The organism is Streptomyces sp. DSM 40750, assembly GCF_024612035.1.
In the GTDB taxonomy this organism is placed as follows: domain Bacteria; phylum Actinomycetota; class Actinomycetes; order Streptomycetales; family Streptomycetaceae; genus Streptomyces.
Genome location: NZ_CP102513.1, coordinates 2,944,373 through 2,966,465, shown reverse-complemented (window position 1 = coordinate 2,966,465; position 22,093 = coordinate 2,944,373). Strand labels below are relative to the sequence as shown.

The 22,093-nt window shown below is 71.0% G+C and carries 17 protein-coding genes and 1 pseudogene; 13 read left to right on the top strand and 5 right to left on the bottom strand.

Annotated features, from left to right (window positions below):
• Positions 1-167 precede the first annotated feature (167 nt).
• From uvrC to pgi, 13 genes and pseudogenes are all read left to right on the top strand, one after another.
• Positions 168-2,255: an excinuclease ABC subunit UvrC gene (uvrC, locus tag JIX55_RS13235; RefSeq protein ID WP_257563498.1), complete on the top strand. Its 2,088-nt coding sequence runs from the start codon at positions 168-170 to the stop codon at positions 2,253-2,255.
• A complete protein-coding gene (gene rapZ, locus JIX55_RS13230) occupies positions 2,252-3,298 on the top strand; it encodes an RNase adapter RapZ (protein WP_257563497.1) in 1,047 nt (348 codons plus the stop codon). The genes uvrC and rapZ overlap by 4 nt, the downstream gene beginning before the upstream one ends.
• The gene (locus JIX55_RS13225; protein WP_257563496.1) at positions 3,295-4,365 is read left to right on the top strand and encodes a gluconeogenesis factor YvcK family protein; all 1,071 of its coding nucleotides are present in this window, start codon (positions 3,295-3,297) and stop codon (positions 4,363-4,365) included. The genes rapZ and JIX55_RS13225 overlap by 4 nt, the downstream gene beginning before the upstream one ends.
• Positions 4,356-5,345, top strand: coding sequence for a DNA-binding protein WhiA (whiA, locus tag JIX55_RS13220; RefSeq protein WP_257546660.1), 990 nt, complete (start codon positions 4,356-4,358; stop codon positions 5,343-5,345). The genes JIX55_RS13225 and whiA overlap by 10 nt, the downstream gene beginning before the upstream one ends.
• A 176-nt stretch (positions 5,346-5,521) precedes the next feature.
• Positions 5,522-8,476, top strand: coding sequence for a M14 family metallopeptidase (locus tag JIX55_RS13215; RefSeq protein ID WP_257563495.1), 2,955 nt, complete (start codon positions 5,522-5,524; stop codon positions 8,474-8,476).
• Between the two features lie 268 nt (positions 8,477-8,744).
• Positions 8,745-9,755: a type I glyceraldehyde-3-phosphate dehydrogenase gene (gap, locus tag JIX55_RS13210; RefSeq protein WP_257563494.1), complete on the top strand. Its 1,011-nt coding sequence runs from the start codon at positions 8,745-8,747 to the stop codon at positions 9,753-9,755.
• Between the two features lie 135 nt (positions 9,756-9,890).
• A complete protein-coding gene (locus JIX55_RS13205; RefSeq protein ID WP_257563493.1) occupies positions 9,891-11,102 on the top strand; it encodes a phosphoglycerate kinase in 1,212 nt (403 codons plus the stop codon).
• A 39-nt stretch (positions 11,103-11,141) separates the two neighbouring features.
• Positions 11,142-11,897 (top strand): triose-phosphate isomerase, encoded by a 756-nt coding sequence (gene tpiA / locus JIX55_RS13200; RefSeq protein WP_257569319.1) that lies wholly within the window; start codon positions 11,142-11,144, stop codon positions 11,895-11,897.
• A 102-nt stretch (positions 11,898-11,999) separates the two neighbouring features.
• Positions 12,000-12,230, top strand: coding sequence for a preprotein translocase subunit SecG (secG, locus tag JIX55_RS13195; RefSeq protein ID WP_029181151.1), 231 nt, complete (start codon positions 12,000-12,002; stop codon positions 12,228-12,230).
• A gap of 231 nt (positions 12,231-12,461) precedes the next feature.
• Complete coding sequence (locus JIX55_RS13190) at positions 12,462-12,797, top strand: RNA polymerase-binding protein RbpA (RefSeq protein WP_003957010.1); 336 nt, start codon at positions 12,462-12,464, stop codon at positions 12,795-12,797.
• A gap of 73 nt (positions 12,798-12,870) precedes the next feature.
• Positions 12,871-13,056 (top strand): annotated as a pseudogene (locus JIX55_RS13185) (MFS transporter); the annotation flags it as partial.
• Between the two features lie 49 nt (positions 13,057-13,105).
• Positions 13,106-13,249, top strand: a complete 144-nt coding sequence (locus JIX55_RS13180) for a hypothetical protein (RefSeq protein WP_257563492.1) — start codon at positions 13,106-13,108, stop codon at positions 13,247-13,249.
• A 74-nt stretch (positions 13,250-13,323) separates the two neighbouring features.
• Positions 13,324-14,976, top strand: a complete 1,653-nt coding sequence (pgi, locus tag JIX55_RS13175; RefSeq protein ID WP_257563491.1) for a glucose-6-phosphate isomerase — start codon at positions 13,324-13,326, stop codon at positions 14,974-14,976.
• A gap of 121 nt (positions 14,977-15,097) precedes the next feature.
• Here pgi and fabG read toward each other — a convergent pair whose 3' ends face one another.
• From fabG to JIX55_RS13150, 5 genes are read right to left on the bottom strand one after another with little or no spacing between them, the layout of a single operon-like run.
• Positions 15,098-15,838 (bottom strand): 3-oxoacyl-ACP reductase FabG, encoded by a 741-nt coding sequence (gene fabG / locus JIX55_RS13170; protein ID WP_257563490.1) that lies wholly within the window; start codon positions 15,836-15,838, stop codon positions 15,098-15,100.
• On the bottom strand, positions 15,835-17,481 hold the full coding sequence (locus tag JIX55_RS13165) for an MFS transporter (RefSeq protein ID WP_257563489.1): 1,647 nt from the start codon (positions 17,479-17,481) through the stop codon (positions 15,835-15,837). Before JIX55_RS13165 ends, fabG begins: the two co-directional genes overlap by 4 nt.
• On the bottom strand, positions 17,478-18,935 hold the full coding sequence (locus tag JIX55_RS13160; protein ID WP_257563488.1) for a class-II fumarase/aspartase family protein: 1,458 nt from the start codon (positions 18,933-18,935) through the stop codon (positions 17,478-17,480). The genes JIX55_RS13165 and JIX55_RS13160 overlap by 4 nt, the downstream gene beginning before the upstream one ends.
• Positions 18,936-18,940: 5 nt before the next feature.
• Positions 18,941-21,175 (bottom strand): FAD/NAD(P)-binding protein, encoded by a 2,235-nt coding sequence (locus tag JIX55_RS13155; RefSeq protein WP_257563487.1) that lies wholly within the window; start codon positions 21,173-21,175, stop codon positions 18,941-18,943.
• The gene (locus tag JIX55_RS13150) at positions 21,172-22,092 is read right to left on the bottom strand and encodes an NAD-dependent epimerase/dehydratase family protein (protein ID WP_257563486.1); all 921 of its coding nucleotides are present in this window, start codon (positions 22,090-22,092) and stop codon (positions 21,172-21,174) included. The genes JIX55_RS13155 and JIX55_RS13150 overlap by 4 nt, the downstream gene beginning before the upstream one ends.
• Position 22,093: the final 1 nt, after the last annotated feature.

Below are 22,093 nucleotides of genomic sequence, written 5' to 3'. Positions count from 1 at the left end.
GAGCTCGGTGGGTGCGGTTGTTCGGCGACCGCGGGTTGTGGAGGGCTTGTCGCGCCCACGCGGCGGAGCCGCATATCGATGCAGCCCCGCGCCCCTGCGGGGTGCTGCCCCTCGGCTCTGTCCACAGGGCCCCCGTGTTGTCACTCTCCGCCAGTAGGGTGTGGAACATGGCCGACCCCTCCAGCTACCGCCCCAGTCCGGGGCAGATCCCGGACTCTCCCGGGGTGTACAAGTTCCGTGACGAGCACCGCCGGGTGATCTACGTCGGGAAGGCGAAGAGCCTGCGTCAGCGCCTGGCGAACTACTTCCAGGACCTGGCCGGCCTCCACCCGCGCACCCGCTCGATGGTCACCACGGCCGCCTCCGTGGAGTGGACCGTGGTGTCCACGGAGGTCGAGGCGCTGCAGCTGGAGTACTCCTGGATCAAGGAGTACGACCCCCGGTTCAACGTCAAGTACCGCGACGACAAGAGCTACCCGTACCTCGCCGTCACCATGAACGAGCAGTACCCGCGCGTGCAGGTGATGCGCGGTCACAAGAAGAAGGGCGTCCGGTATTTCGGGCCGTACGCGCACGCGTGGGCGATCCGCGACACCGTCGACCTCCTGCTGCGCGTCTTCCCCGTCCGCACCTGCTCGGCCGGGGTCTTCAAGAACGCGGCCCGCACCGGCCGCCCCTGCCTCCTCGGCTACATCGGCAAGTGCTCGGCCCCCTGCGTCGAGCGGATCTCCGCCGAGGACCATCGCGAACTGGCCGACGAGTTCAGCGACTTCATGACCGGACGGACGGGCACGTACATCCGCCGTCTCGAGAAGCAGATGATGGACGCGGCCGACGAGATGGAGTACGAGCGGGCCGCCCGGCTGCGCGACGACATCGAGGCCCTGAAGAAGGCCATGGAGAAGAACGCGGTCGTGCTCGCCGACGCGACCGACGCCGACCTGATCGCCCTCGCCGAGGACGAGCTGGAGGCGGCCGTCCAGATCTTCCACGTCCGCGGCGGGCGGGTGCGTGGCCAGCGCGGCTGGGTCACCGACAAGGTCGAGGCCGTCACCAGCGGTGACCTCGTCGAACACGCGCTCCAGCAGCTCTACGGCGAGGAGACCGGCGACTCCGTGCCCAAGGAGGTCCTCGTCCCGGCGCTGCCCGACCCCGTCGGGCCCGTCCAGGAGTGGCTCACCGGGCGGCGCGGGGCCAATGTCTCCCTGCGCATACCGCAGCGCGGCGACAAGAAGGCGCTCATGGAGACGGTCGCGCGCAACGCCCAGCAGTCGCTCGTCCTGCACAAGACGAAGCGCGCCTCCGACCTCACCACCCGCTCCCGCGCCCTGGAGGAGATCTCCGAGGCCCTCGACCTGGACAGCGCCCCGCTGCGGATCGAGTGCTACGACATCTCCCACCTCCAGGGCGACGACGTCGTGGCCTCCATGGTCGTCTTCGAGGACGGGCTGGCCCGCAAGAGCGAGTACCGCCGCTTCCAGATCAAGGGCTTCGAGGGGCAGGACGACGTCCGCTCCATGCACGAGGTCATCACCCGGCGCTTCAAGCGGTACCTCGCCGAGAAGGAGAAGACCGGCGAGTGGGTGGACGACGCCACCGGCTCCACCGAGCCCGGCGACTCCGGCGACGGCCTCGGCGGACCCGCAGGCGGTCTCAAGGACGACGACGGCCGTCCCAAGCGTTTCGCCTACCCGCCGCAGCTCGTCGTCGTCGACGGCGGGCAGCCGCAGGTGGCCGCCGCCCGGCGGGCCCTCGACGAGCTGGGCATCGACGACATCGCCGTGTGTGGCCTCGCCAAGCGCCTGGAGGAGGTCTGGGTGCCCGGCGAGGACGACCCCGTGGTCCTGCCCCGCACCAGCGAGGGCCTGTATCTGCTCCAGCGCGTCCGCGACGAGGCCCACCGCTTCGCCATCACCTACCAGCGGACGAGACGGGCCAAGCGCTTCCGGGCGAGCCCCTTGGACGATGTGCCCGGCCTCGGGGAGGCCCGCAAGCAGGCCCTGCTGAAGCACTTCGGCTCGCTGAAGAAGCTGCGTTCCGCGACGATCGACCAGATCTGCGAGGTCCCCGGCATAGGCCGCAAGACGGCCGAGACGATCGCCGCGGCCCTCGCCCTGGCGGCTCCGGCCGCACCCGCCGTGAACACGGCCACTGGAGAGATCATGGAAGAAGAGGAACCCGGTACGACGGCGGACCCCTCTGAGGAGCCCGTGGCCGCGGGCTCCCCGGACCGGCGGCGAGGGCAGGAGACATGACCGAGCACGACGAGCGCCCAGAACTCCCCGGGCGCCCAGAGCGTCCAGAGCACCAAGAGCACACAGCGGAGCGCGGGGAAGCCCACAGCGCGGCGGGCGACCACGCCTCGCAGCACCCAGCGCCACAGGAAGACGGAGCACACGTGAGTACGGGCATCGAAACAGCCGGGGTCCCCGAGGCGGCCATCCCCGAGCTGGTCATCATCTCCGGCATGTCCGGCGCCGGACGGTCCACGGCCGCCAAGTGTCTGGAGGACCTCGGCTGGTTCGTCGTCGACAACCTGCCACCCGCGCTGATCCCCACCATGGTGGAGCTCGGCGCCCGCTCCCAGGGGAACGTGGCCCGGATCGCGGTGGTCGTCGACGTCCGAGGTCGGCGCTTCTTCGACAACCTGCGCGACTCCCTCTCCGACCTGGAGACGAAGAACGTCACCCGCCGGATCGTCTTCCTGGAGTCCTCCGACGACGCCCTGGTCCGCCGCTTCGAGTCGGTGCGCCGCCCGCACCCCCTCCAGGGCGACGGCCGCATCACCGACGGCATCGCCGCCGAGCGGGAGCTGCTGCGTGAGCTGCGCGGCGACGCCGACCTGGTGATCGACACCTCCAGCCTGAACGTGCACGAGCTGCGCGCCAAGATGGACGCCCAGTTCGCCGGCGAGGAGGAGCCCGAGCTGCGGGCCACCGTCATGTCCTTCGGCTTCAAGTACGGCCTCCCCGTCGACGCCGACCTGGTCGTGGACATGCGCTTCCTGCCCAACCCGCACTGGGTCCCGGAGCTGCGCCCGTACACCGGCCTCAACGAGGAGGTCTCCGCGTACGTCTTCAACCAGCCCGGAGCCAAGGAGTTCCTCGACCGCTACACCGAACTGCTCCAGATGATCGCCGCCGGCTACCGCCGCGAGGGCAAGCGGTACGTGACCGTCGCGGTCGGCTGCACCGGCGGCAAGCACCGCTCGGTCGCCACCTCCGAGAAGCTCGCCGCCCGCCTCGCCTCCCAGGGCGTCGAGACCGTGGTCGTGCACCGGGACATGGGGCGCGAGTGACCGGACGTACCGCGACGCGGCTGAGCAGGCTGCGCCGGGTCACCCCGGAGGGTCGCGAAGGCAGGCCCGTCGAGGCACGCGGGGCCAAACCGCGCCGCCGGGGCGCCCAGCCCAAGGTCGTCGCGCTCGGCGGCGGCATGGGCCTGTCCGCCTCGCTCGCCGCGCTGCGCCGGATCACCGGCGACCTCACCGCCGTCGTCACCGTGGCCGACGACGGCGGCTCCAGCGGGCGCCTGCGCGACGAGCTGGGCGTGCTGCCGCCCGGCGATCTGCGCAAGGCGCTCGCCGCGCTGTGCGGTGACGACGACTGGGGCCAGACCTGGGCCCGTGTCATCCAGCACCGCTTCCAGTCCAAGGGCGATCTGCACGAGCACGCGGTCGGCAATCTGCTGATCGTCGCCCTGTGGGAGCAGCTCGGCGACCACGTCCAGGCCCTCGACCTGGTCGGCAGGCTCCTCGGCGCCCAGGGCCGGGTGCTGCCCATGTCGGCCGTACCCCTGGAGCTCCAGGCCCTGGTCAAGGGGCACGATCCGGCGCGCCCGGACGACATCGACACCGTAAGAGGGCAGGCGACCGTCGCGCTCACCCCCGGTGAGGTGCAGTCCGTGCACGTCGTGCCGCACGGCCCGCCCGCCGTGCCCGAGGCCGTGACGGCGGTCCGCGACGCCGACTGGGTGGTGCTCGGCCCCGGCTCCTGGTTCTCCTCTGTGATCCCGCACCTTCTCGTGCCCGAGCTGCTCGACGCCCTCACCGAGACCAAGGCCCGGCTGGTGCTGTCGTTGAACCTCGCCCCGCAGCCGGGAGAAACCGATGGCTTCTCCCCGCAGCGTCATTTGGAGGTTTTGGCACGACACGCCCCTAAACTCGCCCTGGACGTGGTGCTGGCCGACGAGGCCGCCGTGCCCGACCGCGATTCCCTGACCGACGCCGCCCAACGGTTCGGTGCCGCGGTCGAGCTGGCGCCGGTGGCCCGGACCGATGGATCTCCGCGGCACGACCCGGAGCTGTTGGCCGCCGCGTACGACCGTATTTTTCGGATGCATGGAAGGATCGGCCCATGGCGATGACGGCAGCGGTGAAGGACGAGATCTCCCGGCTACCCGTCACCCGGACCTGCTGCAGAAAGGCGGAGGTCTCGGCGATCCTGCGGTTCGCGGGCGGGCTGCACCTGGTGAGCGGCCGCATCGTGATCGAGGCGGAGCTGGACACCGCGATGGCGGCCCGCCGCCTCAAGCGGGACATCCTGGAGATCTTCGGCCACAGCTCCGAACTGATCGTGATGGCACCCGGCGGACTGCGCCGCGGCTCGCGCTATGTCGTACGGGTGGTCGCGGGCGGCGACCAGCTGGCCCGGCAGACGGGTCTGGTGGACGGCCGCGGCCGCCCCATCCGGGGGCTGCCCCCGCAGGTCGTCTCCGGGGCCACCTGCGACGCCGAGGCGGCCTGGCGTGGCGCGTTCCTGGCACACGGCTCGCTCACCGAGCCCGGCCGCTCGTCCTCCCTGGAGGTGACCTGCCCCGGCCCGGAGGCGGCTCTCGCGCTGGTCGGCGCGGCCCGTCGGCTGTCGATCGCGGCGAAGGCCCGCGAGGTACGGGGCGTGGACCGGGTCGTCGTACGGGACGGGGACGCGATCGGCGCGCTCCTGACCCGGCTCGGCGCCCATGAGTCCGTGCTGGCGTGGGAGGAGCGGCGGATGCGCCGCGAGGTCCGGGCCACGGCGAACCGGCTCGCCAACTTCGATGACGCCAACCTGCGCCGCTCGGCCCGTGCCGCCGTCGCCGCCGGCGCCCGCGTGGGCCGCGCCCTGGAGATCCTCGGCGACGACGTGCCCGAGCACCTCGCGGCCGCCGGGCGGCTGCGCATGGAGCACAAGCAGGCCTCCCTGGAGGAGCTGGGCGCGCTCGCCGACCCGCCGCTCACCAAGGACGCCGTCGCGGGCAGGATCCGCCGGCTGCTGGCCATGGCCGACAAGCGCGCCTCGGACCTGGGCATCCCGAGCACCGAGGCCAGCCTCACCGAGGAGATGGCCGAGAACCTGGTGGGGTGACAGGACACCAGGTCAACTCGCCGGTGCCGACGCCCACTTGGGGGGCTGTCGGCACCGGCCTTCGTATATCTGCGTTAATTCCGTGTATGGCCTGTGAGGCCCCCTTGACGTGATCCATGTCTGACATGAGCCTGGCGTCTGTTCGCCGCTGTGGCGAACCACTGCAAGGGGGGCTCATGAGACGAAGAGCGAGATCGATCCTCGCCGCGGGCGCGCTCCTGCTGGGCGGAGGCGCGGGACTGACGCCGTTCGCCCAGGCGGCCGAGAACGAGGGTTCCGAGGCGGAGGAAGTCAAGGTCTTCCGCGCCGAGGTGACGAAGCAGCAGATACCCCTGCTGCTCGCGGCCGGCCAGGACGGCCACGAACTCAGTGAGCAGGCGCCGGAGAAGGGCACCGCCTCGGTCGAGGTCTACCTCACCGACAAGCAGGCGGACGCCCTGGAGGAGCAGGGCGTTCCTCTCAAGGAGCACAAGCTCACCAACAAGGCGGAGGCGCGTGTGGCCGCCGCCGGCGACGGGGTGTACCGCCCGTACAGCGGCGCGGGCAACATCAAGGAGGAGATCCTCCGGACCGGCCAGGAGAACCCGTCCCTGACCAAGGTGGTCTCCATCGGCAAGTCCCTCCAGGGACAGGACATCCTCGCGCTCAAGCTCACCAAGAACGCGAAGAAGACCAAGGACGGCGCCAAGCCGTCCGTGCTGTACCTGTCCAACCAGCACGCGCGTGAGTGGATCACGCCGGAGATGACCCGGCGGCTGATGCACCACTACCTGGACAACTACAAGACGGACAAGCGGATCAAGAAGATCGTGGACACCACCGAGCTGTGGTTCGTGATCTCCGCCAACCCGGACGGCTACGACTTCACGCACCGCGACGCCGCGGGCCGCCAGTGGCGCAAGAACGTGCGGGACATCAACGGCGACAACGCCATCACGGTCGGCGACGGCGTCGACCTCAACCGCAACTTCGCCTACAAATGGGGCTACGACAACGAGGGTTCGTCCCCGTTCCCCACCAGCGAGACCTATCGCGGCGCCGGCCCGAACTCGGAGCCCGAGACGCAGGCCCTGGACGCCTTCGAGAAGCGCATCGGCTTCGAGTACGGCATCAACTACCACTCGGCCGCCGAGCTCATCCTCTACGGGGTCGGCTGGCAGGTGGCCAGCCCCACCCCGGACGACGTGCTCTACGAGGCGCTGGCCGGTACCCCGGAGAACCCCGCGATCCCCGGCTACCACCCCCAGCTGTCCTCCGAGCTCTACACGACCAACGGTGAGGCGGACGGCCACGCGGCCAACGTCAACGGCACGGCGATGTTCACCCCCGAGATGTCGACCTGCCAGACCGTGTCGAACATCGACCCGGACGACGCCTGGAAGCCCGAGGACTGCGCCTCGGTCTTCACGTTCCCGGACGACGAGAAGCTGATCAAGCAGGAGTTCGAGAAGAACATCCCGTTCGCGCTGTCCGTCGCCGAGTCCGCGGCCAAGCCCGACCAGCCGAAGTCCTCGGTCGGCCTCGACGCCCCCGACTTCACCCCGGCCGGCTTCACCACGTCGTACTCCCGCGGCGCCGACCAGGAGATCTCCGTCGTCGCCCGCAAGTCCGTACGCGACAAGGAGCTGAAGTACCGGATCAACAGCCGCGGCCGTACGTACGACCAGACGCTCAAGCCCTGGAAGGGCGGCGAGACGTTCGGCGGTGAGGACAACCTTTACTTCGACGAGTACCGGGCCAAGGTGCAGGACGGCGAACCGGGCGACAAGGTCGAGGTCTGGTTCACCGGCGAGACGAAGAGCGGCAAGCCGACCACCAGTGAGCGCTTCACGTACACGATCGCCAAGCGCCCCAAGGCCGACACGCTCGTCGTCGCCGAGGAGGGCGCGACCGCGACCCAGGCGCAGACCTATGTGGACGCGCTGAAGGCCAACGGCAAGAAGGCGCTCGTCTGGGACGTCGCGACCCAGGGCGCACCCGACGCGCTGGGCGTCCTGAAGCACTTCAAGCAGGTCGTGCACTACACGGGCGCCGTCCGGCCGGGCGTGGCCACCCAGCTCGAACTGCGCGCCTACCTCAACGAGGGCGGCAAGCTGATCGAGGCGGGCGAGAGCGCCGGCGGCGCCGTCGACCTCGGCAGCGGCACCCTGTCGAACGACTTCAGCCAGTACTACCTGGGCGCCTACAGCCGTACCTCCCTGCCGAACGCCACCGCCTTCGCGGGCCTCGCCAAGCTCGACGGCTTCACGGGAACGCTCGGCGACGCGCCCGGCAACCCGCTGAACACCGCCGGATCGTTCGGCACCACCTCGGACGCCCTGCCCGTGGAGACGTTCCCGCAGTTCGCGAGCGCCGGCGCGGGCCAGTACCCCGGCACCGTCAACCCGTACGGCCCCTACGAGGGCGCGTCCATGGCGGCCGCCACACACAGCGACTACGCCTGGAACCGTCTCACCCGCACCATCGACCTCACCTCGGTGAGCGCGGCCGACAAGCCGACGCTGCGCACCCAGCTGCTGTGGAACACGGAGGAGGGGTATGACCACGCGGTCCTTGAGGCACACACGGCCGGGGCGGACGACTGGACGACGCTGCCGGAGGCCGGCGGCGCCACCTCCACGACCGTGCCCGTCGAGTGCGAGGCCGGATACTTCATCCAGGGCCACCCGGCCCTGAAGCGGTATCTGACCCTGGGCTCCGGGGGCTGCGCGCCCACCGGCACCAGCGGCTCCTGGAACAGCTTCACCGGGGCCTCCGACGGCTGGCAGCAGGTCGAGTTCGACCTGTCCGCGTACGCCGGGAAGACGGTGGAGGTCTCGCTCAGCTACATCACCGACCCCGGCTCCGGCGGTCGCGGCGTCCTCGCCGACAACGCCGGCGTCGTCGTCGGCGGCACGCCCGGCGCGACCGACAGCTTCGAGACGTCGCTCGGTGCCTGGAACGTCCCCGGACCGCCCGCGGGCAGCCCGGCGGTCGTGAAGGACTGGGGCCTGTCCGGTGAACTGTTCAAGACCTACGGAGCGGTCACCACGGACGACACCGTGCTGCTGGGCTTCGGCCTGGAACAGGTCACCGCGGCGGCCGACCGCAAGGCACTGCTCGGCAAGGCGCTGGCGGCTCTGAAGAACTGAGCGCCGACTGCGCCGACCGGCTGACAAGAGGCTGGTGAGCGGCCCTCCGGACGTCTTGAATCAGATGATCGGATGGCCGCTCAAAAGGTAATCACCTTGCAAAACCAGGGCGGTCCGTGCTCCTACTGGCGAGTACGGACCGCACCGGCATGTATAGGGCATCTCGATGTCACCGGACGGGTCCCGGGGAGGTAGGGTCGTAGGCGGTCGGGGACATCCCATACAGCTCGCCGGCACTGAGCCGGCGTACCAACGAGGAGATCGGTTCGTGACGATCCGCGTAGGCATCAACGGCTTTGGCCGCATCGGTCGTAACTACTTCCGCGCGCTGCTGGAGCAGGGTGCAGACATCGAGATCGTGGCTGTCAACGACCTTGGTGACACCGCGACCACCGCACACCTCCTGAAGTACGACACCATCCTGGGCCGCCTCAAGGCCGAGGTGTCGCACACCGCCGACACGATCACCGTGGACGGCCACACCATCAAGGTCCTCTCCGAGCGCAACCCCGCCGACATCCCGTGGGGCGAGCTGGGCGTCGACATCGTGATCGAGTCGACCGGCATCTTCACGAAGAAGGCCGACGCCGAGAAGCACATCACGGGCGGCGCCAAGAAGGTCCTCATCTCGGCTCCGGCCAAGGACGAGGACATCACCATCGTGATGGGTGTCAACCAGGACAAGTACGACCCGGCGAACCACCACGTCATCTCCAACGCCTCCTGCACCACCAACTGTGTGGCGCCGATGGCCAAGGTCCTCGACGAGAACTTCGGCATCGTCAAGGGTCTGATGACGACGGTCCACGCGTACACCAACGACCAGCGCATCCTGGACTTCCCGCACTCGGACCTGCGTCGCGCCCGCGCCGCCGCCGAGAACATCATCCCGACCACCACCGGTGCCGCGAAGGCCACCGCCCTGGTCCTCCCGCAGCTCAAGGGCAAGCTCGACGGCATCGCGATGCGCGTCCCGGTCCCGACCGGCTCGGCCACCGACCTGGTCGTGACGCTGCAGCGCGAGGTCACCAAGGACGAGGTCAACGCCGCGTTCAAGAAGGCCTCCGAGGACGGCGACCTGAAGGGCTACCTGGCCTACACCGAGGACCCGATCGTCTCCTCGGACATCGTCAGCGACCCGGCCTCCTGCACCTTCGACTCCTCCCTGACCATGGTCCAGGAGGGGAACTCGGTGAAGATCCTCGGCTGGTACGACAACGAGTGGGGCTACTCCAACCGCCTCGTCGACCTGACGGTCTTCGTCGGCAACCAGCTCTGATCGACAGAGCAGGCACCTCGATGTGAAAGCAGGGCTCGGGCGGCGCAGGGACGCGCCGCCCGGGCCCTGACTCACGTACAAAAGCGGTCCTCTTACGATCATGAGCACCACAAGTCCTCTTCGGGAGCCCTCTCAATGAAGACGATCGACGAACTCCTCGCCGATGGAGTCGCCGGCCGGCGGGTCTTCGTCCGCGCCGACCTCAACGTGCCGCTGGACGGCACCACCATCACCGACGACGGCCGCATCCGCGCCGTGCTGCCCACCGTGAAGGCGCTGGCCGAGGCGGGCGCGCGCGTCGTCGTCGCCTCCCACCTGGGCCGCCCCAAGGGCGCCCCGGACCCGGCCTTCTCCCTCGCGCCGGCCGCCGCCCGCCTCGGTGAACTCCTCGGCACCGGCGTGGCGTTCGCGACGGACACGGTCGGCGAGTCCGCCACGGCCACGGTCGCGGGCCTCACCGACGGCCAGGTCGCGGTCGTAGAGAACCTCCGCTTCAACACCGGCGAGACGTCCAAGGACGACGCCGAGCGCGGCGCCTTCGCCGACCAGCTCGCCGCCCTCGCCGATGTCTACGTGGGCGACGGCTTCGGCGCGGTGCACCGCAAGCACGCCTCGGTCTTCGACCTTCCGGCCCGTCTGCCGCACTACGCCGGCCACCTCATCGCCACCGAGGTCGGCGTCCTGAAGAAGCTCACGGTGGACGTCCAGCGCCCCTACGTGGTCGCGCTCGGCGGCGCCAAGGTCTCCGACAAGCTCGCCGTCATCGACCAGCTGCTCGGCAAGGCCGACCGCATCCTCATCGGCGGCGGCATGGCGTACACGTTCCTCAAGGCCAAGGGCTACGAGATCGGCGGCTCCCTGCTCCAGGAGGACCAGCTCTCGGCGGTCACCGAGTACGTGGAGCGCGCGGAGAGGACCGGTGTCGAGCTGGTCCTGCCCGTCGACGCCGTCGTCGCGCCCGCCTTCCCGGACCTGAAGAGCAAGGCTCCGGCCGACCCCACCGCGGTCGCCGCGGACGCCATGCCGGCCGACCAGATGGGTCTCGACATCGGCCCGGACTCCCGCAAGCTGTACGCCTCGAAGATCGCCGATGCCGCCACCGTCTTCTGGAACGGCCCCATGGGCGTCTTCGAGCACCCCGATTTCGCCGAGGGCACCAAGGCGGTCGCCCAGGCACTCCTCGACTCGGAGGCCTTCACGGTCGTCGGCGGCGGCGACTCCGCCGCGGCCGTGCGCATCCTGGGCTTCGACGAGAACGCATTCGGCCATATCTCGACCGGTGGCGGCGCCTCCCTCGAATACCTCGAGGGCAAGACGCTCCCCGGCCTCGCCGCACTGGAGGACTGACCCTCAATGACCGTTTCCGACAAGGGCCGTATGCCCCTGATGGCCGGCAACTGGAAGATGAACCTCAACCACCTCGAGGCCATCGCCCACGTCCAGAAGCTCGCCTTCGCCCTCGCCGACAAGGACTACGAGGCCTGTGAGGTCGCGGTCCTGCCGCCCTTCACGGACCTGCGCTCGGTCCAGACCCTGGTCGACGGCGACAAGCTCAAGATCAAGTACGGCGCCCAGGACGTCTCGGCCCACGACTCCGGCGCCTACACCGGCGAGATCTCCGGCCCGATGCTGGCCAAGCTCAAGTGCACGTTCGTGGCGATCGGCCACTCCGAGCGCCGCCAGTACCACGACGAGACCGACGAGATCGTCAACGCCAAGGTCAAGGCCGCCTACAAGCACGGCCTCACCCCGATCCTGTGCGTCGGCGAGGAGCTGGAGGTCCGCGAGGCGGGCAACCACGTCGCCCACACCCTCGCCCAGGTCGAGGGCGGCCTCAAGGACGTCCCCGCCGAGCACGCCGAGACCGTTGTCATCGCCTACGAGCCCGTCTGGGCCATCGGCACCGGCAAGGTCTGCGGCGCCGAGGACGCCCAGGAGGTCTGCGCGGCCATCCGCGGCAAGCTCGCCGAGCTGTACTCCCAGGAGACGGCCGACCAGATCCGCATCCAGTACGGCGGCTCCGTCAAGGCCGGCAACGTCGCCGAGATCATGGCCCAGGCCGACATCGACGGCGCCCTCGTCGGCGGCGCCTCCCTGGACGCCGACGAGTTCGTCAAGATCGTGCGCTTCCGCGACCAGTGAGTAGGCCCTAGCGGCGTAACGTCGTACTCTTGGCGGGGACCGGCCGTGGCGGCCGGTCCCCGTCGTCCATCAGAATCCGAGGAAGTTGGTCCAGCCGTGGTTATGGGGTTCTCGATCGCCCTGATCGTCTTCAGCCTGCTGATGATGCTGCTGGTGCTGATGCACAAGGGCAAGGGCGGCGGCCTCTCCGACATGTTCGGTGGCGGCATGCAGTCCTCCGTCGGCGGCTCCTCGGTCGCCGAGCGCAACCTCGACCGGATCACCGTCGTGGTCGGTCTGCTGTGGTTCGCGTGCATTGTCGTACTTGGCATCCTGATGAAGGTCAACAACTGACCGTCAGTACACGACGCCGGCGAAACAACGCGTCACGGACGCACCAATCCGCACGTAAAGCCCCATGCTGGGTACGCGACTTCGAGCGCGGCCTATCATGGGGCTTGCGTCTGGGGGTAGGAGGTAACTCCAATCACTGGACGCGCGTTGGGCCTTACGTAGACTGAGGCGCTCGCAGCGAAGCGAAACGCCGACTCGCTTCGCCGCACCATCACGCAGGGAGTTACGACCGTGGCAAGTGGCAACGCGATCCGAGGAAGCCGGGTCGGGGCGGGGCCGATGGGCGAAGCCGAGCGCGGCGAGTCCGCACCCCGGCTGCGCATCTCCTTCTGGTGCTCCAACGGACACGAGACCCAGCCGAGCTTCGCCAGCGACGCACAGGTCCCCGACACCTGGGACTGCCCGCGCTGCGGCTTCCCGGCCGGACAGGACCGGGACAATCCACCGGACCCACCGCGCACCGAGCCCTACAAGACGCACCTCGCCTATGTGCGGGAGCGGCGCAGCGACGCGGACGGCGAGGCGATCCTCGCCGAGGCGCTCGCCAAACTGCGGGGCGAGATCTAGGAGTTGAGACCGGCCGGGCACCGAGGGGTGCCTGGCCGGAGGTTTTTCGGGTACATCGGCGGCAGCCGCGCGCGGGGCCGTCGCCGACCGGGTGGACCAGCGGCGGGCCATGTGGACCGTGGACGTGGTGCGCGGTCTGCCGGGGGTGGGCTTCGCGGTGGCCGTGGCCCTCGACCACGCCTCCATCGCCATGCTGACAGCGTCGGCCTTCGCGCTCACCACACTCCAGACGCTCTTCGACAACACGGCCACGGCCCTGCCGGCCGCCGCAGCCGCCGTCCCCTTCGCGGCGGACCCACTGACCCCTGATGCGGGAGCGTGCCCCCGCCGACATGCTGGGCCGCGTCAGCTCCGCCTTCCTGCCCGTCGCCGCGCTGATACCGGCGCTCAAGCCGGACGTATCTGTTGTTGAGCCGGACGACGACACGACGACAGTTCGTGTTCCGTTGTGATCAATTAGGTTGGGACCGGCAGCGGGTCAAGCTACGCAGGCAGGACCAGGTAGGAAAGAAGGCTGAAGTCCGAGATGAACGCAGAAAGCCGTACCAGGCTCAACCAGACGCCGGAGTGGACCGCGCTGGCCGCGCACCGGGAGCAGCTGGGGGAGGTGCAGCTGCGTGAGCTGTTCGCGGCCGAACCGGGGCGCGGTGCCGGGTACACGCTGGAGGTCGGCGATCTGCACGTCGACTACTCCAAGCATCTGGTCACCGACGAGACGCTGCGGCTGCTGCGGGAGCTGGCCGCCGCGACCGACGTGTTCGGGCTGCGGGACGCCATGTTCCGCGGCGAGAAGATCAACACCACCGAGGACCGCGCCGTCCTGCACACCGCGCTGCGCGCCCCGCGTGACGCGGTGATCGAGGTCGACGGCGAGAACGTGGTGCCGGACGTGCATGCCGTTCTCGACAAGATGAGCGGTTTCGCCGAGCGGATCCGCTCCGGCGAGTGGACCGGCCACACCGGCCGGCGCATCAAGAACATCGTCAACATCGGCATCGGCGGCTCCGACCTGGGCCCGGCGATGGCGTACGAGGTGCTGCGCTCCTACACCGACCGCGATCTCACCGTCCGTTTCGTGTCGAACGTGGACGGGGCCGACCTGCACGAGGCGGTCCGGGATCTGGACGCGGCGGAGACGCTCTTCATCATCGCCTCGAAGACGTTCACCACGATCGAGACGATCACCAACGCGACCTCCGCGCGCGACTGGCTGCTGACCGAGCTGAAGGCGGGCGTGGAGGCGGTCGCCAAGCACTTCGTGGCGCTGTCGACGAACTCCGAGAAGGTGTCGGACTTCGGCATCGACACGGCCAACATGTTCGAGTTCTGGGACTGGGTCGGCGGACGGTACTCGTACGACTCGGCGATCGGTCTGTCGCTGATGCTCGCGATCGGGCCGGACCGTTTCCGGGAGATGCTCGACGGGTTCAGGATCGTCGACGAGCACTTCCGTACGGCGCCCGCCGAGTCCAATGTGCCGCTGCTGCTGGGCCTGTTGGGCATCTGGTACGGCAACTTCCATGACGCGCAGTCGCACGCGGTGCTGCCGTACAGCCACTACCTGTCCAAGTTCACGGCCTACTTGCAGCAGCTGGACATGGAGTCCAACGGCAAGTACGTGGGCCGGGACGGGGTGCCGGTGGAGTGGCAGACCGGGCCGGTGGTGTGGGGCACGCCGGGGACGAACGGGCAGCACGCGTACTACCAGTTGATCCACCAGGGCACGAAGCTGATCCCGGCGGACTTCATCGGCTTCGCCGAGCCGGTCGCCGATCTGCTGCCCGGGCTGGTTCCCCAGCACGATCTGCTGATGGCCAACTTCTTCGCCCAGACCCAGGCGCTGGCCTTCGGCAAGACGCCGGACGAGGTGCGGGCCGAGGGGGTGCCGGAGGAGCTGGTGCCGCACAAGACGTTCCAGGGGAACCACCCGACGACGACGATCCTGGCGAAGGAGCTGACCCCGTCGGTGCTGGGGCAGCTGATCGCCCTCTACGAGCACAAGGTGTTCGTCCAGGGTGCCGTCTGGAACATCGACTCCTTCGACCAGTGGGGCGTCGAGCTGGGCAAGGTCCTCGCGAAGCGGGTCGAGCCGGCGCTGACGGAGGGTGCCGAGGTGCCGGGGCTCGACGAGTCCACGCGGGCGCTGGTCGCCAAGTACCGGGCGTTGCGCGGGCGGTAGCCGTACGGGGTGGGGAGGCGGGCGGCCGCGCGACGTCCGCCTCCCCACCCGGTCTCGGTGGCCGGGATGCCCGGGGCCCGTCGGGTCTCCGTGGTCGTGGCACCCAGGGTCTCGCCGGAGCTCAATGCCCCAGCCCGGCGCCCCCGTCGACCGGGATCACGGCCCCGCGTACATAGCCGGCGCCGGCCAGGAAGGCCACCGCGTCGGCGACCTCCTCGGGGGTGCCGAGGCGCCCGGCGGGGGTGGTCCGCAGCAGTTCGCGGCGCTGTTCCGGGGTGAGGGCGCGGCTCATGTCGGTCTCGGTGAGGCCGGGGGCGACCACGTTGCAGGTGATGTCGCGGGGGCCGAGTTCCTGGGTCAGGGAGCGGGCGAAGCCGATCAGGCCCGCCTTCGCCGCCGCGTAGTTGGTCTGGCCGGGGGCGCCGTGCAGGGCGGCCGTGGAGGAGAGCAGGACGATACGGCCGTGGCCCGCGCGGAGCATGCCGCGCACCGCCCGCTGGGCGACACGGAAGGCCCCGGTGAGGTTGGTGTCGATGACGGAGGTGAAGTCCGCCTCGGTCATCCGCACCAGCAGCCGGTCGTGGGCGGCGCCCGCGTTGGCCACCAGGACGGTGACCGGTCCGTGGGCCGCCTCGGCCTCCTTGAAGGCCTGGTCGACCTGTTGACTGTCCGTCACATCGCACCGTACGGCGAGGAATCCCTCGGAGGCGGGGGGCTCCGCACCGCGGTAGGTCACCGTGACCCGGTCCCCGGCGGTCACGAAGCGGCGGGCTATGGCCAGTCCGATGCCCCTGTTTCCGCCGGTGACGAAGACCGAGCGGGTCGTCGCCGTCCTCGTCGTCGCCGTCGTCGCCTGTGTCATCGTGGGTCCCTTTCCTTGCCGGCGGTCTCCACCGGTTCGTCTCTTCCCTCGGGCATCGGTTCGTCCCGTGCCTCTCGGCCCGGTGCGCCCTGGGGTGGTGTCGCCGCACGGCTGCGCAGGCCCACGACGGCCACGGCGCAGCCGATGAAGGCGAGGGCGGCGATGGCGAGCGTGGCGGCGTACATCGCGTCGAGGAAGGCGCGGTCGGCCGTGGTCGCCAGTTCGGGCAGGTTCAGGGAATCGGCGAGGGAGCGGGCGGCTTCGGCGGAGGTGCGGGCCTGTTCCTCGGCGGCCGGTGACAGGCCCTGCGTGGTGCCGGGGAGGTCGGCGTCGGCCATCCGGTCGCGGTAGACGCCGGAGAGGATCGAGCCTGCCATCGCCACGCCGAGGGTGCCGCCGACCTGCCGGGTGACGCTGTTGACCGCGGAGCCGGCGCCCGCGAGCTGCGGGGGCACGCCGCGCATCATCACCGCCGTGACCGGAGTGCCGACCAGGCCCATGCCGAATCCCTGGATCCACAGGAGCGCGGCGACGACCCAGAGGGGGGTCCCCCCGTCGAGCCAGGCGTAGGCGACGTAGGTGGCGGCGGTGGCCAGGACGCCGGACGCGACCGTCCAGCGGGCCGACAGTCGGCGGCTCAGCGCCGGGGAGGCCTGACTGCCCAGGACGATGCCGACCGCGGCGGCGATCATGACGGTCCCGGCGTCGGCGGGGGAGAGGCCGCGGGGGCCCTGGAGGTAGAAGGCCGCGTAGAACAGGTGACCGGCCAGCGCCATGAAGGCGATCAGCAGCACCACGCTGCCGGCCGTGAAGCCGGGCTGCCGGAAGAGCCGCAGATCCAGACTGGGCGCCGGTGACCTGCGCTGGCCGGCGACGAAGAGGGCCAGCAGGACACCGCCCAGCAGCAGGGGCAGGAGCACGTGCGGGCCGTACCAGGTCCGGCCGTTGCCGAGTTCGATGATGCCGTAGACCACGCCGCCGAGGCCGAGCACCGACAGGGCGAGACCCGGCAGATCGAGGACCCGGCGGTGGGAACCGCCCAGATTCGGGACCACGGCCACGACCGCCAGCAGACACAGGGCGACGATCGGCACGTTGACCAGGAACACCGAGCCCCACCAGAAGTGGCTGAGCAGCGCCCCGCCCGCGACCGGGCCGATGGCCACGCCGAGACCGCTCGACGAACTCCAGATCGCGATCGCCCGGGTGCGTTTCTCCTCCGGGGTGCTCTGCACGATGACCGTCAGCGTCGCGGGCATCAGCAGGCCGCTGCCCGCGCCCATGAAGGCCCGCGCCACGATCAGCCATGCCGGGCTGTCCACGAACGCGCCCGCGGCGGAGGCCACGCCGATGAGCGCGAGACCGGCGAGGAGCGTGTTCCGGGGCCCGAAACGGTCGGCCAGCGCGCCGCCCGCGAAGAGGGTCCCGGCGACGACCAGGGTGTAGGCGCTCGCCACCCACTCCAGTTCGCCGGGGGTCGCGCCCAGCCCGTCCACCGGGTCGGCGAGAGTGGTGACGGCGACGTTGAGGATCGAGGTGTCCAGCCAGATCAGCATCTGCGCGCAGACCACGACCAGGAGGACGGGCCAGGAGCGGGTGGGTGCGGCGGCCGGTTTCCCGGTCGTCCGGCTCACGATGCTCACAGGATGCCTCCGTGGTTCTTGTCGTGGCTGCGCGCGTCTTCATGTCTCCGCAGAGCCCGGCCGATCAGTGCCTCGGCAGCGCCCGTGTAGTGGGCCGGGTCGAGCAGCTCCGCCAGCTGGGCGGGGGTGAACCGGGCGGACAACTCGGGGGCGGCGGCCAGTACGTCATGGAGCGGGCGGCCGGTGTCGGCGGCCTCGGCCGAGGCGGAGGTCAGGAGTTTCTTCGCACGGACCTTGCCGAGCACCGGGGCCAGGGCCACGGCCAGACGTTCGGTGACGAGGGCGCCGCCGGTCAGTTCGAGGTTGGCCCGCATGCGGTCCGGGTGGACGTTCAGGCCCTCCGCGAGTTCGACGGCGGTGTGCGAGGCCCCGCCCGCCAGCCGCAACGCCTCCCGCAGCGGCTGCCACTCGGCGTGCCACGCCCCGGCGGGCCGTTCGTCCTCGGCGAGCAGACACTGGGCCAGGACGAGGGCATGCGCGGGGACCTGCCGCGCGGCCGACACGATCAGCGTGGCCAGCGCGGGGTTCCGCTTCTGCGGCATGGCCGAGGAGGCACCGCGCCCGGCGGCCGCCGGCTCCGACAGCTCACCGATCTCCGTACGGGACAGTGTCTGCACGTCGAGCGCGAACTTCCCGAGCGCCCCGGTGACGAGCTGGAGCACGGCGCCGAGTTCGGCGACGGGGGTGCGGACGGTGTGCCAGGGGAGCGTGGGTTCGGCGAGGCCCACGGCTTCGGAGAAGGGCCTGAGCAACTCCACCCCACCCTCGTCGAAGCTGCCGCGGATGCCCTCCTCGATTCCCTCCTCCCGGCCCCCGCGGTCCACCATCGCGTACTCCCGATACGCGGCCAACGTCCCTGCCGCGCCCCCCAGTTGGGCCGGAAGCGCGCATGCGACCGCCCGTACCCGGGCCTGTGCGTCGACGACCAGCTGCAGCCACCCCGCGGCCTTCAGGCCGAAGGTCGTGGGGACGGCGTGCTGGGCCAGTGTGCGGCCCGCCATGACGGTGCGGCGGTGGGCGCCGGCCAGAGAGGAAAGAGCCGCACCCACGCGCGACAGATCCGCCGCGATCAGGTCGAGCACCCGGCGGGCAATGCGCATGGCCGCCGAGTCGAGGATGTCCTGGCTGGTGGACCCCCGGTGCACATACTCCGCGGCGGACGGGTCCTTCGCGGCGACGGCCTCGGTGAAGGCGGTCACCAGCGCGACCACCGGATTGGCGGCGGCCCGGGCCGCGTGGGCCAGCGCGACCAGGTCGAACCGTTCCGCACGGGCCGCCGACGCGATCGCCTCCACCGCGGCGGCCGGGGTCAGCCCGACCGCGTGCTGGGCGCGGGCCAGCGCCACCTCGACGTCCAGCATGGCCTGCAGCCAGGCCTCGTCGGTCACCTCGGCCGCCACGGGTGTGCCGGCCCACGTGGGGGCGAGCAGGCCCGCGTCGGTGCCCACGGACATCGCGTTCACTTTCCTCGACTCCCTGTGCCTGATGTCTGACGTACCGCCGAAGCGACGGCGGCCTCCGGGGTTTCGGCCGCCGACGTTCCGGCCCCCGGGGCGATGGCCTGCGGCGCTCTCGGTTCCAGGGACTCGGCCTCCGGCGCCTCGGCCGCCGTAGCCTCGGCCCCCGCTGCCTCGGCTCCAGGCGTTCCGGTCCCCGGCCCCTCGGCCCCGACCGGCCCCAGTCCCAGCACCGCCCGCGCGATCGCGTCCGAGTCCTCCAGCGTCACCGAGCCGACGCCGGGTCTGATGCCGACCGCCGTCACCCAGCGCACACCCTCCACCGGCACCCCGAAGGCGAACCGGCGGGGGTGGGGCCGGCCCGCCGTGTCCACCAGCCGGGGCGGGCCGTCGGTCACCGCGAGACCGCCCGGCTCGTAACCGTCCAGCCGGTACGGTGCGCACGCGCCGGCCGCGAGCAGCCCCCGCAGCAGCGGATCGGCGCTCTGCCGCGGATCGACGGCGGGCAGCCGTGCCTCGACCAGGGCCTCGACCCGGACCGGGGGCTCGTCCACCAGCTCCGCGTCCACGAGGAAACCGCCTTCGCCGACGCCACCGCCGTGGCCGGGTGCCCGGGCGCGCACCCGCATCCCCGGACCGATCACCCGCAGTACGTCCGCCTCGATCAGCGCGATCAGTTGCTCGACACGGAAGGCGGGCGGGCCGATCGAGGTGAAGGCGTTCAACGGGGTGTACCAGCCGTCGAGTTCGGCGCGGTACGACTCGCCGGTGACACCGCCGTGGTCGACGACGAGCCGGATCTCGTTGCGCAGGTCCCGCAGCGCGTCCAGCGCGGCCTTCAGCGGACCGTTCACATTGCCGAGCCGGGCCTCGGCGACATCCCGCCGCAGATACTCCAGCAGCCAGTACCGGAAGTCGGCACGGTCGGTGAACGTCCGCTCGCCGTAAGGGTGTTCGATCCGTGCCCAGTCCCATCGCGCGCCCGGCGGGACGGCGTAGCGGTCGAGCAGGGCCGTCTCCTCCTCACCACCTCGACCCGCCAGACATGACCGTACGAACGTCTCGGCGGCCCCCGGGCCTTGGGCGGCGCGGATCCATGCCTCGTGGTAGACGGTCCGCACCTCGCGGTCGACGATCGGCCAGAGGTCCTGGCGGAAGCCGATGGGGCGCCCGGCGGCCGCGCGGCGCCGCAGTCCGGCGATGACGTCCGGGGTCAGGAAGCGGGGCTCGTGGCGGCCGAGCGCGCCCTTCTCGTTCTCGCCCCGGGCGTGGTACGGGACGCCGCGCCGTGAACCGGCGTACAGCACGGGCTCGTTGCCGCTCGGGAGGTAGACCAGGCCGGACTGGCCCTCCTTGAAAGTGCCGCCGCGGCCCTCGGTGAGGAGGGCCAGGCAGTCGAAGAAGTTCAGGCCCAGTCCGCGCAGGGCGACCGGGGTGCCCGGCGCGATTCCGCTCAGGTCGACGTCGGCCGGGTTGGCGGGGGCTATGTAGGTGAGGCCGTGGCGGTCGGCGAAGGAGCGCAGCGCGCGTTCCTCCGGGGACGGGGCCAGGGCGCCGTGGCCGAGGGCCAGCACCACCGCGTCCATCCCGGCCAGCCGGTCGCCGTTCTCCAGGGTCACCGTCTGCGGCCCGCCCGGGGCGCGGCCCCGCCGCCCGCCGCCGACGTGCTCCCGCCGACCGCCGGAGGCACCGTCGCACCGCCCGTCCGTGATGTCGTCGTGCCGCGCGTCCTCCCCGATGTCGTCCCTGATGTCGTCGCGCAGCGCGATCGCCGTCGTCGGATGGGTGCGGACCGTCACGTGAGGCGGGGCCGTGTGTAAAAGGTGCCGGAAGACCCACTCCAGGTAGTGGCCGTGGAACGCGCGGGTCGGATAGGTGTCGGGGCCGAGCAGCCGCGCCTCGGCGAGGGCGCGCGCCGGCAGGTCGTGGTCGATGGCTCCGTCGCGGATCGCGCACGCCCACTCGTACAGGCTGGGCCCCGGCACCGACGGCCCCGCGCAGGCCACGCTGTCGTCGGTGAACAGGGTCACCTGGGAGGCGACCGTGTTCATCAGCAGCTCGCCCGGCTGGTCGGTACGCCAGACCGCGCCCGCGCCGGGCGGATACGGATCGACCAAGTGGACCTCGACCGGCCGGACGGCCCCGTCGGCGTTGGCGCAGATCCGCTCCAGCACCGAGAGACCGCGCGGACCGGCGCCGATCACACAGACGGCGAGGGCATCGTCCGGGCCGGTCATTCCTGGCCCAGCCCGTCGCGCCAGCTCGGTCTCGTCGGCTTCCAGCCCAGTGCCGTACGGGCCCGGTCGTTGGCCGCTCCGTGCGCGGACGTGAGCTGATGGGCCATGAACCAGCCGAGGAGCCGGGGCGCGAGGGCCGCCGGAACCGTACGCGGGGAGGGGCCGGTGAGTGTCCGGGCGAGATGCGGCAGCCACTGCGCGGCCGGGGCCGGGTCGTCGTCCGTCACATGGAACACGCCGGTGGCATCGGACTCGACGGCCGTCACGGCCGCTCCCACGGCGTCCTCGACGTGCAGGAACGACATGATCCCGGATCCGCCGCCGGGCAGGGGAAGCCGTCCGGCCCGTACGGACTGGGCGGTTCCGCCGGTAGGGGCGTACGCGGTGCGGGGGCCGTACAGGGTGCCGTAGCGCAGCACCACGCCCTCCAGGCCGCTGCTCGTCACCTGCCGTTCCAGCTCGGCGACGGCCCGTACGGTCGAGGCCCAGCCGGGGTCGGGGGCGTCCACGTACAGGGGCGCGTCCTCGTCGAGGACCGGGTCGCCGGCCGGGGCGGCGGCGAAGGCGATGGACTGGGCGACCAGCCGGCGCGCACCGGCCGCGCGGGCCGCATCGATCAGGTGGGCGGTGCCCTCGGTGCGCAGCCGCGCGGTGAGGGCGAAGGCGTTTGGCGGGTCGTCGCGCAGCAGCCGCAGCGCCGACATCTGGTGGACGACCACCTCGGGCCGGGCGGCCGACACCGCCGACAGCACGGCCTCGCGGTCGAGGGCGTCGGCGACCACGACCTCGTCCGCCTCGGGAGCCCGGCCCCGGGACCCCTGCCGGACCAGCGCGCTGACCTGGTGGCCCCGCGCCCGCAGCGCGCCCACCAGCGGATGTCCGACCACTCCGGTGGCCCCGGCGACAAGTACGCGCATG